We start from the raw sequence: 13,482 nt of genomic DNA, 5'->3' as shown, positions 1-13,482 counted from the left end.
TCATCTCCTTTTTAAACTTTTTTATAAAAAATTGTCCTTTTTCTTTCACATTCCTTACTTATGTTTTTTCCTGCAAAACCTTTGTGCTCAAGGCTTCCCCTTCGTTATAGAGATTCTGTATTCATTACACGCATAGGCCATATCGTTATTTCGATTGGTTATTTAAATTGGCTTGAGTAATCTTCAGAGACGCTATTTTTGATGCTTCTGTTTATTCAGGCTCATCATTTATAGCTAAAGGGGGCTCAGGGACGAGGCAGAGCAACCCCATTCGAACTAGGAGTTTGGATGGGGTTTGTTTTAAAACTGTAAAAGACTCGAACGACAAAGATGGCTCTTAACCCTGCCAAGATAATCACAAAAGTAACGAATACCTTGATTCGACTTCCCACGTGTTCGACACGAATATAATTATGCTAATGGAGAGTTACAATGAAAAAAGGGTTAGCAAAACTGACGCTTGCACTCATGGCCGCTGGAGCAATCAGCACTTCCGCTCACGCTGCAACAACACTGGTTTATTGTTCAGAAGGTAGCCCTGAGGGCTTTAACCCGGCATTTTATACTGCTGGTACTACTTTCGATGCGACATCGAAAAACATGTTCAACCGTTTAGTCGAATTCAAATTGGGTACGACAGAAACTGAACCAGGCTTAGCAACAAGCTATGATGTATCAAGCGATGGCCTTGAATACACTTTCCATTTGCGTAAAGGCGTGAAATTTCACACTTCTAAAGACTTCACACCAACACGTGATTTTAATGCCGACGACGTAATCTTTACTTTTGACCGTCAAGGCAACAAAGAAAATCCTTACCACAGTGTGTCAGGCGGCTCTTACGAATACTTCACTGGTATGGGCATGGATACCTTGATTAAAGAGATGGTGAAAGTCGACGACTACACAGTGAAATTCATTTTGACGAAACCAGAAGCGCCTTTCATTGCTAACCTTGCAATGGACTTTGCGTCTATTTTCTCTAAAGAACAAGCCGACGCTTACATGAAAGCCGGCACACCAGAAAAATTGGACATTGATCCAGTTGCTACTGGTCCTTTCCAAAAAGTTCAGTATCAAAAAGATTCTTTGATCCGCTACACAGCGTTTAAAGACTACTGGCAAGGTAAAGCAAAAATCGATCGTCTTGTTTTCTCTATCACACCAGACGCTTCTGTTCGTTACGCTAAATTGAAAGCGGGCGAATGTGATGTTATGCCGTATCCAAACCCAGCTGATCTTAAGCAAATGGAAGCGGATCCAAATATCAACCTAATGAGCCAAGAAGGCTTGAACGTTGGTTATTTGGCATTTAACACGCAGAAAAAACCATTCACTGATCCTCGTGTTCGCCAAGCACTAAGCTTAGCTACTGACAAGAGCGCGATCATCGATGCTGTTTTCCAAGGCGCTGGTAAAGTCGCTAAAAACCCAATTCCACCAACTATGTGGTCTTACAACAAAAACGTTGTTGATTACCCATACGATCCAGTAAAAGCGAAAAAATTACTTGCTGAAGCGGGTTATCCAGATGGTTTCTCAACCAATATCTGGGCAATGCCAGTACAACGTCCATATAACCCAAATGCGCGTCGTATGGCTGAAATCATGCAAGAAGACTGGTCCAAAATCGGTGTGAAAGCAGAAATCGTTTCTTACGAATGGGGTGAATACTTAAACCGTTCTAAGAAAGGTGAGCACGATACCGTGTTGCTAGGTTGGACTGGTGATAATGGTGACCCAGATAACTTCCTATATGTATTGTTAGGTTGTGATGCTGTTGGTGGTGCTAACCGTGCACAGTGGTGTAACGAAGAGTTCAACAACTTACTTCTAAAAGCGAAACAAACTTCGGATAAAGCAGAACGTACTAAGTTGTACGAAGAGTCTCAAGTTGTTTTCAAACGTGAAGCTCCATGGATCACTATCGCTCATTCAGTGGTTTACGAGCCAATTCGTAAAGAAGTTAAAGGCTACAAAATTGACCCACTTGGCGGTCACTACTTCTACAACGTCAGCAAATAACCAACGTTTAGAAATATGTCCTTTGGACAACAAAACACTTACTCGCTGGGACGTGAGTAAGTGTTTTGCTGACCGAGCAGATTGCTCGATCGCATAACATCCCAAGAGAGCCAGTCCTTTATGTTCCAATTTATTTTCCGTCGCTTAAGCCTCGTCATTCCGACCTTTCTCGGGATTACCTTGCTGACTTTTACCCTTATTCGCTTAATCCCCGGTGATCCAATTGAAGTCATGGCCGGCGAACGCGGAGTGAGTGCAGAACGCCACGCCGAATTAAGTGCTCAACTAGGCTTTGATCAGCCGTTATATGTTCAGTATTACCACTATGTCACTGGCGTTTTACAAGGTGATTTAGGCAACTCCCTCATTACCAGAGAACCGGTAATGAAAGAATTCCTAACGCTTTTTCCAGCTACCATTGAGTTAGCATTTTGTGCCGCTATTTTTGCGATTCTGATTGGTTTGCCTGCGGGCATTTTTGCCGCGGTTAAACGGGGAACTGTGATTGATCATTCGGTGATGACGTTTTCTCTCACCGGTTATTCAATGCCCATATTCTGGTGGGCGCTGTTATTGATGTTGGTATTTTCCGTTAACCTGGGTTGGACGCCGGTATCCGGACGGATCGACGTGGTGTATTGGATAGACGACGTTACCGGCTTCATGTTAATTGATTCATTATTATCAGGTGAAGAAGGCGCGTTTTCTTCTGCCGTTTCGCATCTGATCCTGCCAAGTATCGTTCTCGGCACCATTCCTATGGCGGTTATCGCCCGTATGACACGTTCTTCTATGTTAGAAGTATTGAGCGAAGATTACATTCGTACCGCTCGAGCGAAAGGCATCGCTCCTTGGCGAGTCATCGTGATTCATGCGTTACGTAACGCCTTGATCCCAGTGATTACCGTAATTGGTTTGCAGGTGGGTATTTTGTTATCTGGTGCGATTCTAACCGAAACCGTATTTGCTTGGCCGGGCATTGGTAAATGGTTAATCGAGTCTATCGGACGCCGTGATTACCCCGTTGTACAAGGCGGTATTTTGATTGTCGCTTGTATCATCATTGTCGTGAATCTCTTGGTAGATATCACTTACGGCATTGTTAACCCACGAATTCGACACAGCCGATAAGGAGGCGTTTATGACAACATCTACAAAAACGTCCACGACAGACATTCCATTGACCGCACCTGTGCCAATGACGCCATTCCAAGAGTTTTGGCATTATTTCAGTAGCAACAAAGGCGCGGTGGCAGGTTTGATCGTTATTGCGATCATTTGCTTCATGGCGGTATTTGCTAACTTTGTTGCGCCGCATTCCCCATCTGACCAATATCGTGATGCGCTGTTATTGCCACCCGCTTGGTTAGACGGCGGTAACTGGTCTTTTGTTTTGGGTACGGACGATGTGGGCCGAGATATCTTGTCTCGCTTGATTTATGGTTCACGTCTTTCTATTGCCGTTGGCCTTGTGGCGGTAACTGCGTCTTTGATAATGGGCATTCTACTTGGTCTAGTAGCAGGTTATTTCAGAGGCATGATAGACACAGCCATCATGCGTATCGTCGATATCATGTTGGCAATGCCAAGCTTATTGTTGGCGATTGCGATCGTAGCGATTTTAGGGCCAAGCATTGTGAATGCGGCGTTGGCGATTTCCATTGTCTCGCTGCCACATTATGTACGCTTAACCCGTGCAGCAACCATGGCAGAAATGTCTCGCGATTATGTCACCTCATCTCGTGTCATCGGCGCTAGTCCGCTGCGTTTGATGTTTGTCTGCATTTTGCCAAACTGTTTAGCACCGTTAATCGTGCAAGCAACGTTAGGCTTCTCCAGCGCCATCCTAGATATGGCAGCCCTTGGCTTTCTTGGCCTTGGCGCACAACCACCAACCCCAGAATGGGGTTCGATGTTAGCCGATGCGTTGCAGTTTGTTCAGCGCGCTTGGTGGGTGGTTACTTTCCCCGGTTTGATGATTTTGATCACAGTACTGGCGTTTAACCTCATGGGTGATGGCTTGCGTGATGCCCTTGATCCCAAGTTGAAACAGTAAGAGAGGTTGTTATGTCACTGTTACAGTTGGAAAATTTAAGCGTTACCTTCGGCAGTTTTCGCGCCGTAGATAACATTAGTTACAAGGTCGAAGAAGGGGAAGTTCTCGGCATCGTTGGGGAATCTGGCTCAGGAAAGAGTGTAAGTTCATTGTCTATCATGGGCTTGATCGACTTCCCTGGAAAAGTCAGCGCAGATCAGTTGACCTTCGATGGTCAAGATCTGCAAGCCATGCCAGAAAAGCAACGTCGTAAGCTAACTGGCTCCGACATTGCGATGATCTTCCAAGATCCGATGACCAGCCTTAACCCATGTTTCACTGTGGGTTACCAGATCATTGAAGCGTTAAAGACACATCAAGGCGGCAGCAAGAAAGAACTAAAAGCGCGCGCTATTGAGTTATTAACGCAAGTAGGCATACCGGCACCAGAATCTCGTTTAGAAAACTATCCTCATCAGCTTTCAGGCGGTATGAGCCAGCGAGTGATGATTGCTATGTCGATTGCCTGTGATCCGCGCCTATTGATCGCAGACGAGCCGACAACCGCTCTAGATGTGACCATTCAAGCACAGATCATTGATCTATTGATCGAGTTACAACGCAAGAAACAAATGGGCTTGGTGCTGATCACTCACGATTTAGCCTTAGTCGCCGAAGTCGCTCATCGCGTTATCGTTATGTATGCGGGTCAAATAGTCGAATCTGGTCCAGCGTCAGAAGTTTTTAGCACACCAAGACATCCATACACTCAAGCCTTGCTCGCTTCTTTGCCTGAGTCAGCCTCTGGTAAAGCGCGTCTTAAAGCTTTACCAGGTGTGGTTCCGGGTCAATACGATCGCCCTCTGGGTTGTTTGCTAAGCCCGCGCTGCCCTTATGCGACAGATCATTGTCGTGAGGTTGAACCTGCGAACCAAGGCGACCTTAATCGCCAAGTAAAATGCCATACGCCATTGGACCGCGAAGGGAGACCAACCGCATGAACCAATCCGATAGCCAATTAATTTTGAAAGCCGAAAACCTAAAACAGCATTACCACGTCAAGCAAGGTTTGTTTAAACCTGACGCCGTCGTGAAAGCCGTCGATGGTATTAGTTTCAATCTTGAAAAAGGCAAAACCCTTGCGGTAGTAGGCGAATCCGGTTGTGGTAAATCCACCCTTGGTCGCATGCTAACTATGATTGAAACACCGACGGGTGGTAGCTTGGCTCACCTAGGTGAAGACTTACTAACATTGAGTTCTGACGCTCAAGCGAAGCTGCGCCAGAAGATTCAGATCATCTTCCAAAATCCTTATGGATCACTGAATCCTCGCAAGAAGATCGGCGCTATTTTGGAAGAGCCTTTGGTGATTAATACCAAGCTTTCCAAAACAGAACGTAAAGAAAAAGCTCTCGCTATCATGGCGAAAGTAGGCTTAAAAGCCGAACATTACGACCGGTATCCGCATATGTTTTCCGGTGGTCAACGTCAGCGTATCGCCATCGCTCGTGGCTTGATGCTCGACCCAAATGTCATCGTTGCCGATGAACCCGTGTCCGCATTGGATGTGTCGGTTCAAGCGCAAGTATTGAACTTGATGATGGATTTGCAGGAAGAGTTTGGTTTGAGCTATGTGTTCATCTCCCACGACTTATCTGTGGTAGAACACATTGCCGATGACGTGATGGTGATGTATTTAGGTAAAGTGGTTGAACAAGGTACTCGCGAACAACTATTCGAGAACCCGAAGCACCCATATACCTTAGCATTGCTGTCTAGTACACCGCAGCTTTCACCGGATAAACGTCGTGTTCGCATTAAGCTGCAAGGCGAATTACCTTCACCGTTGAATCCGCCATCTGGCTGTGCTTTCCACGGACGCTGCAGTTACGCCAACGACCGCTGCAAAACCGAAACGCCATTGCTTCGATTAGACGATCAGGCAGAGCAAGAAAAAGGCCACATGATTGCGTGTCACGCTGTGGAAGAAAACCGTATTGAAGCCATTACGGTGGGTGCGGCGTAAGCGAACCTATTCAATATTTGTGAGTTTCTATAACGCCCGCAAGGGCGTTTTTTTATCTACTTTAATACCCGCCCTTCTTTCATGTGATAAGCCGTCATCTATTTCACCTTGTAACCCATAGTATGAGCTAATAGAATCCACTTCATATAAACGCAAAAGGGATGCTTGTCATGCGGTCAGTTCTATCAGGTCTTCATCTCATTTGGATGAGTTTGTTGCTTCTTTCCAGCACGCTCCACGCAGCGGATTTTTATATCTCTGATGTCAGCGAGACCACTCAAGACAACGCTCCCGCATTGGTTATTCGCTTTACCGATTCGATTGATCCTCAAAGCGACCTAAGCAAATCCATTTCTGTGGCACCCAATCCCACCACTGGTAATATCTGGATTCCTCAAAATAATGGCCGACAATGGGTACTGCCATTTGTTGAGCCTAGTACCGAATACACCGTCAAAGTGCAAACTAAACCTAAGTCGGTCGATGGTAAAACGCTCTCTGAAAAAGACAGCGAAGGTAATATTCATAACTTTGAACGCACGGTAAAAACTCGTGAAATCATTCCCGGCGCCAATTTTTCAGGCAAAGGTAGTTTCTTAGTCGGCAATATTCAAAACGGCATTCCTGTTACCGTTATCAATCAAAAATCGGTCGATTTAGATGTATTTCGTGTTCGCGATGACACTTTAGACCGCTTTATTGACGAAACCTCTTTGCAAGGAATGAATGATTACTACAGCCTCAATCGGTTAAAAAAATACGCAGATCTGGTTCACACTGCTCGTTATGAAAATGATGCAAAAGCCAACCAACGTAAGACCTACAATTTAAATCTAGATCCTGTCTTAGAAAAGAATTCACCAGGTATTTATGTCGCTATTATCCGTAAGCCGGGAGATTATGACTACGCCTACGATACGGCGGTATTCACCATTACAGACATAGGTTTACACGCTAGAAAATACAAAGATTCGTTAGTGATTTATAGCCATTCCATTACCACAGCCAAGCCCATGCCCAATGTCAACTTGCGCTTTTTATGGCCAAAAACAGATAAACAAGCGGCTCGCGAACAAGCTGCTACAAGTGGTCTAGATGGCAGCTATCAACTGTCGACAAACGACTTGCCAAAAGTAGTACTTGCTCGCCATGGCGATAGCATTACCTTTTTAAAATTAGATGAAGGTGAATTAGATTTATCCGCTTATCCGAATGTGCCAAGTCTACATCGCAATTATCAGATGTTTATGTACGGCCCACGAGATCTTTATCGTCCTGGTGAAGAGGTGTCGATTAATTTATTACTACGCGATTATGACGGCCAAAAAGTCGCAAATTTGCCATTACAAGCCAAGCTTTATGATGCTCGTGGCGAACGTAAAAAACAGTTCACTTGGCAGCCTGACAGCACCAACCTTTATCAAACCAGCTTCCAGTTAGACGGCAACGCGCCAACAGGAAAATGGCGTCTTGAAGTCAGCATTAACAATGACTATGTTGATACTTACTGGTTTCAGGTTGAAGACTTTTTACCTGAAACTCTGACGCTTTCCTTTTACGATGATGTTCCTAATCAAACTCGCTATGCTCCTAAAGGCAGTTTTGACGTTCCCATTCAAGGTGATTATCTCTATGGCGCTCCCGCAGCCAGCAATGATGCCGATGCCGTTGTTACAGTCTCGCCTTCGACCACGCCGTTTCCAGCACTAAAAGATTACTATTTCGGCAATGCCAAAGAAAAAATCAATGGCAGAACATTGAAAACTGCCGCAATCAAGTTGGATAAAGATGGCAAGGGAGTGATTTCTGTTCCAGATAATTGGGCTAACACTCCAGTACCATTGCGCTACCTTGTCAGTGCCAGCGTTTACGAAAGTGGCGGCCGTCCGGTGACGCGCAATCAGAACATCATACAATTACCAAGCTACGAAAAATTGGTTGGCATCCAGCCGTTATTTAAAGATCGACCAGCGTCCAATGAAACGTTGCAATTTAAGTTACTAAGTGTCGATCAAAAAGGGAAACAGGTTGCTGACAAGCTCAGTGTTCGCATGTCTCGAAATTACCGCGAATACTTCTGGGAATACAACGAATCCCGCGGCTGGTACTGGAATTATCAGAGCCATATTTATACAGTTGGTAACGAAAATATTGACGTGAAAGGCGACGCTGTCACCGTTGATTTCCCTGTGCAATGGGGTACGTATATTTTGGAAGTCACTTCTGAAACGGGTGCAAAAAGCACCTTTGAGTTTGAGACAGAATGGAGTTGGGATAACCAAAGCAGCAGCAATCTAAAACCCGACATGCTGCAAATGTCGTTGGATAAAGACCACTATGAGCTCGGCGATAAAGCAACACTGCGTTTAAACAGCCCAGTGGCTGGCGATGGCATTATCAATGTGGAATCCACTAATGGCGTTCAATACAGCCTTCATAAAAACATCGAAAAAGGCACAAATGAAGTTAGCATCGATATTCAACAAAATTGGAATCGACATGACTTATACGTCACGGCGATGGTGTTAACGCCAGCGGACCAAGTCACAGAAGTGGCACCTAAGCGAGCATTGGGGATTACCCATTTACCTATCATTCGCCCAGATGCAATCGCAGACGTAGAACTTACTACTGAGGAAAAAGTCCAGCCAAACAAGGTAGTAAAAGCTCATATTAATATCAAGAATTTATCCAAACTCGGAGATCAGCCGCTTTACGCAACGGTCGCCCTAGTTGATAAAGGCGTGCTGAATATTACACGCTATAAACCACCTCAACCTGAGCAGTATTTTTATGCTCCGCGTCGTTTTGAGTCGGCGTATTTCGACATCTATGGCAAAATCATTAATAACCTAGGTTATGACATGATCCGCCAGAAATTTGGTGGCGACGCGTTTAATGAATCGGATACCGAGCTCAGCCGAGGCGGTAAAAAGCCAAAATCTGATGTGCAAATTATCTCCTTCCTGAGTGAACCGGTTGCTCTTGTCAATGGCGAAGCCGATGTCAGTTTTGATCTGCCTAATTTCAATGGCAAATTGGAGTGGATGGTTGTGGTCTATGGCGATCACAGTTACGGCAGCGCTCACAAGGAAATGATTGTCGCTGACAAGCTTGTATCGCAAATTGCCATGCCGCGTTTCCTTGCGATGGGTGATAAGAGCCAAATCAGCATTGATCTACATAACCTTTCCGATGCCAAGCAAACATTTGATGTCAGCGTGAAAGTCGATGGTGCCGTCATTAGCGAAGGTTTGCAGCAAAGTCTAGAACTTGCTGATAAAGAAAAAACCGTACTTTCCATTCCGATAACAGGCGCGGACATGGAAGGCCAAGGTGTTATTACACTTAATGCCACCAATGGCGACGACATCAATATCACGCGAACGTGGCGACTTGGCGTGCGTAGTCCTTATCCTTGGGCAACAAATCAATTACGCGCAACGCTTGAGCCAGGCGAACAGTGGAAGCCGAGCTTTGATATCAGTTCATTGCGAGACAGCAGTATTCAGGCCATGCTCACCATTTCTGATCGCCCTGCGATCAACTTTAGAAGTCAATTCGAAAACTTATTACAATATCCTTATGGATGTTTAGAGCAAACCACCAGCTCGACTTATCCTTGGCTATTGTTAAATGAAGACATGGTCAGTCAGCTCGATTTGAATGACAGTATTGAACAAGAATTCAAACAACCTTTTAGCGAAGCCTTCCGTCTAAAACAAATCCAGAACGGGATTGAAAAGCTTAAAGCTAAACAGCTGAGCAATGGAGGCTTCGGCTATTGGGATTCGAGCAGTTGGGAGTCTCGCTGGGGAACCGTTTATGCTACGGAATTTTTAATCGATGCGCGTAAACAAGGCATTGTCGGCGATGACGACATGCTGAAACGCGCCATCGAGAGATTGACCTTCTTTGTCAACAACAACCCTGAAAGCGACATGTGGAGCGAAAGCTCTGATTATTATCAGTTCTCTTATCGCGCTTATGCCGCCTTTGTCTTAGCCAAAGCGGATGCTATTAGCTTGAGCTTCGTTCGTAGACTCTATGATCAAGCAATGACAAATAACAAAGGTGTAATTGCTTCCGGCCACGATAAATCAATACCATTTTTAGATGAATCTGGTCTTGCTTGGATGCATTTAGCGGGCGCTCTACATCAGTTAAATGACACCTCTAGAGCTCAAAAAGCACTAGAACTGGCTCTAAAAATTGACCGCAAACAGTATGCTTATTACCGAGATTATGGCTCTATTGTGCGCGATCAAGCACTTAGCCTTGCGGCGGCATTAGAGCTCGGGCTGGACGACGGAGATCTAGCCGATAAGATGATTGAGAGCCTACAAAGCAAACGCTGGTTCAGTACACAAGAGCGCATTGCTTTATTAAAAGTAGCTCGCCAATACGCTAACAAAAACAGTGAATGGCGCGCTACCATCCAATTACCATCTGGCGAACAGTCACTAGTAAAAGAAAAGGCATTCAACTCTATGTTTGATGCAGACCAGTTGCGCAAGCTGCAAGGTATTACTGCAGACAACCAAAAATTGTATATCAGTCTACAATATCAAGGCGCACCTAAAAACATCCCAGAGCCATACAGCGAAGGGCTGCGCATTAGTCGACAGTATTACGACCTGACAGGCAAACAGACAACGCCAACAAGACTAACCAGTGGAGATTTGGTCATTGTGGAATTAAATGTTGCTACGGTTGGTGATGACTTACGTATCCCAGATGCCTTGGTAGTAGACCTTTTACCAGCAGGTTTAGAATTAGAAAATCAAAACCTCAGCAATGCCAGCGTCGATTTGGATAGCATTATGATTGACGAAAAACCGCTTGGTAGCTACTTCCGCGAAAATAACCTGCTGTACCAAGAATATCGGGATGATCGCTTTGTGGCTTCCGTAAGTCTTATGAATCGTTCGGTGAAAAAGCTTTACTATCTGGCCCGAGCTGTCACACCGGGAACTTATCAGGTCGCACCGCCCTTTGTAGAAGATATGTATCGTCCTAATTACCGTGCCATTGGTACGTCGATTAATACTTTGGAAATACTGCCTCGTTAATGGCTCGCTTTAAGGCTCGATTCCGGCTATGGGCTTATTTGCCTATCGCCGGAATACTGTTGTTTTTGTCTTTCTTGATATTCAACAGGGTTGCACCGGTCGATTTAGAATCCCGTTCACTTAGTCAAACCGTTCTTGCTGAGGATGGTTCTATTTTACGTGATTTTGCTGATGAAAACGGCGTGTGGCGATTTCCTGTTACCTTAGACGATGTTTCCTCAAACTACCTTGAAGCGCTCATCACTTACGAAGATCAATATTTTTACCATCATCCCGGCGTTAATTTTTTTGCTCTCATTCGTGCCACTTGGCAATGGATTAGCACAGGCGAGATAGTCTCTGGCGGCTCAACATTAACCATGCAAGTTGCTCGCATTCGCTATCCAGAGGCCAGAACCGTATGGGGAAAACTCAAAGAGATCGTCCGTGCTCTACAATTAGAATGGCACTTTAGTAAAACCGACATCCTTACTTATTACCTCAATCACGCACCTTTTGGTGGCACCTATGAAGGCATTCAAGCCGCTTCTTTGGGCTACTTTGGTCATACGGTGAAACAACTGACTGACGCCCAAGCAGCTCTCTTGGCAGTTTTGCCGCAAGCGCCCAGCTATTACCGACCAGACCGACATAACGAACGCGCCCAACAAGCACGAGATAAATTGATGCGCCGCTTAGTAACGCTGAAAGAATGGTCTACCGAGCGCTTAAACGATGCGTTAATCGAAGACATTCCCGCTGTAACCAAACAAGACTATCAATCTGCACCCTTGCTCGCTCGCAGGTTAGTGACACACAACAAGTCGCCCCAGATAGAAACTTTTATACACTCTCAATGGCAAGGTCAGATCAGCAATTTGCTCAGAAATTATGTCCATGGTATTGGTCAGAAAGTTTCGGCAGCCGCATTGGTTGTCGAAAACGAAACAGGCAAGGTGAAAGTCTACGCGGGATCAGCCGATTTCAACGACAGCAGCCGTTTCGCTTATGTGGATATGGTGCAAGCCACACGCTCGCCAGGTTCAACACTTAAACCCTTTATTTACGGTATGGCACTGGATGAAGGCTTAATTCATAGCGAAAGTTTATTAATGGATGTGCCACTCAAGTTCGGGGACTATCAACCCGACAACTTCAATGGTGGCATCAGTGGACCAGTATCCGTCACCCATGCCTTGCAAAAAAGCCTGAATATTCCAGCGGTGCAAGTATTGGAACAGCTCAAGCCCATTTATTTTTTCTTAAAAATGAAAAAAGCAGGCATCGAGTTGAAACTCCCGACCGGAGCAAAGCCTAATTTGGCAGTGGCTCTCGGTGGAGTTGGCTCTGATTTAGAAGATCTTGTCTATGCCTACACCAGCCTTGGAAACAAAGGCCAAGCACAGCATCTGCGTTTTAGTACCGAGGATAAACAATCACAACAACCGCTGTTGAGCAATGGCGCCGCTTGGATTATTCGCAAAATATTATTAGATAATCCAGACTCTGTTTCTGGCTTAGCGGTTAAGACCGGCACAAGCTATGGATTCCGCGATGCGTGGGCGATTGGGGTGAGCCAACATTATACATTAGGCGTTTGGATTGGCAGACCCGATGGTGTTCCCATGCCCGGCCATTACGGTCAAGTTACCGCAGTGCCGTTATTAAACAATATTTATCAACGGCTCAATGATCGACGCCCAGATCCTCTGATGCCCGACAGCGTGTCTAAAGTAGACATATGCTGGCCACAAGGTGACATAGTTAAAACGGTTTGTGAGGAGAGCCACAGTGCTTATATTCTTGACGGCACCATTCCTAAGACTTGGTATAACACTGCGTCGCTACAGCAGCCATTCAACCAATCTGAATTTCAATTCTGGCAAGCAGATGATTCCAAATTACGAGTCAATATAAGCTGTCAGGTTAACGCCAAACGTCATAAGGTAACCGTTTGGCCTGCGCCCTTGGATAATTGGCTAAGCTTGGAACAACGCCGATCATCTCGGATACCGAGCTGGGATCCTAGATGTGAAACAACAGGCAATCTAGTCAGTCAATCTGCCGTGCGTATCTACGGGCTTGCAAATCAAGATGCGTTCCAGCTACCAAAGCAACAAAACCGAGAAATCACCATTTCTGCGAAAGGAGGAGAAGCGCCTTTTTACTGGTTTTTAAACGGCGTGTTGCTACCCGACCAGCAAAGAAAAACCACATTAAAAGACCTAAAATCCGGCAACTATCAACTCACGTTAATAGACCAAGCTGGCTCAAGAGACCAAGTCGAATTTTCGGTTCTTCTCTATTAGAAATAGAGATCTATATCTTCGCTCTTGGTGGGCATT

At 45.3% G+C, this 13,482-nt stretch carries 7 protein-coding genes; all 7 read left to right on the top strand.

Annotation, left to right across the window (positions count from 1 at the left end; all coding sequences use genetic code 11):
• Positions 1-432: 432 nt before the first annotated feature.
• Positions 433-2,025 carry an ABC transporter substrate-binding protein gene (locus tag TY87_RS05295; RefSeq protein ID WP_072838646.1) on the top strand — a complete coding sequence of 531 codons (1,593 nt, stop codon included), beginning with the start codon at positions 433-435 and terminating at the stop codon, positions 2,023-2,025.
• Between the two features lie 120 nt (positions 2,026-2,145).
• Entirely contained in the window at positions 2,146-3,156 is a 1,011-nt protein-coding gene (locus TY87_RS05290; protein ID WP_072838647.1) for an ABC transporter permease subunit, read from the top strand.
• A gap of 10 nt (positions 3,157-3,166) precedes the next feature.
• Entirely contained in the window at positions 3,167-4,081 is a 915-nt protein-coding gene (gene dppC / locus TY87_RS05285) for a dipeptide ABC transporter permease DppC (protein WP_072838648.1), read from the top strand.
• An 11-nt stretch (positions 4,082-4,092) separates the two neighbouring features.
• Positions 4,093-5,061: a dipeptide ABC transporter ATP-binding protein gene (dppD, locus tag TY87_RS05280; protein ID WP_100186266.1), complete on the top strand. Its 969-nt coding sequence runs from the start codon at positions 4,093-4,095 to the stop codon at positions 5,059-5,061.
• A complete protein-coding gene (locus TY87_RS05275) occupies positions 5,058-6,086 on the top strand; it encodes a peptide ABC transporter ATP-binding protein (protein WP_100186265.1) in 1,029 nt (342 codons plus the stop codon). The genes dppD and TY87_RS05275 overlap by 4 nt, the downstream gene beginning before the upstream one ends.
• 170 nt (positions 6,087-6,256) lie before the next feature.
• On the top strand, positions 6,257-11,158 hold the full coding sequence (locus TY87_RS05270) for an alpha-2-macroglobulin family protein (RefSeq protein ID WP_198432045.1): 4,902 nt from the start codon (positions 6,257-6,259) through the stop codon (positions 11,156-11,158).
• Positions 11,158-13,446: a penicillin-binding protein 1C gene (gene pbpC, locus TY87_RS05265; protein WP_100186263.1), complete on the top strand. Its 2,289-nt coding sequence runs from the start codon at positions 11,158-11,160 to the stop codon at positions 13,444-13,446. Before TY87_RS05270 ends, pbpC begins: the two co-directional genes overlap by 1 nt.
• The last annotated feature ends 36 nt before the right edge of the window (positions 13,447-13,482 follow it).

The sequence above is a fragment of the Marinomonas sp. BSi20584 genome (genome assembly GCF_002792415.1).
Classification (GTDB): Bacteria; Pseudomonadota; Gammaproteobacteria; order Pseudomonadales; family Marinomonadaceae; genus Marinomonas; species Marinomonas polaris.
Note: the sequence above shows the minus strand (reverse complement) of the source record. Positions and strands in the feature narration are given on the sequence as shown.

Coding starts and splice junctions, on each gene's coding strand:
- TY87_RS05295 (WP_072838646.1), top strand. CDS start 433: ATGAAAAAAGGGTTAGCAAAACTGACGCTTGCACTCATGGCCGCTGGA.
- TY87_RS05290 (WP_072838647.1), top strand. CDS start 2,146: ATGTTCCAATTTATTTTCCGTCGCTTAAGCCTCGTCATTCCGACCTTT.
- dppC (WP_072838648.1), top strand. CDS start 3,167: ATGACAACATCTACAAAAACGTCCACGACAGACATTCCATTGACCGCA.
- dppD (WP_100186266.1), top strand. CDS start 4,093: ATGTCACTGTTACAGTTGGAAAATTTAAGCGTTACCTTCGGCAGTTTT.
- TY87_RS05275 (WP_100186265.1), top strand. CDS start 5,058: ATGAACCAATCCGATAGCCAATTAATTTTGAAAGCCGAAAACCTAAAA.
- TY87_RS05270 (WP_198432045.1), top strand. CDS start 6,257: ATGCGGTCAGTTCTATCAGGTCTTCATCTCATTTGGATGAGTTTGTTG.
- pbpC (WP_100186263.1), top strand. CDS start 11,158: ATGGCTCGCTTTAAGGCTCGATTCCGGCTATGGGCTTATTTGCCTATC.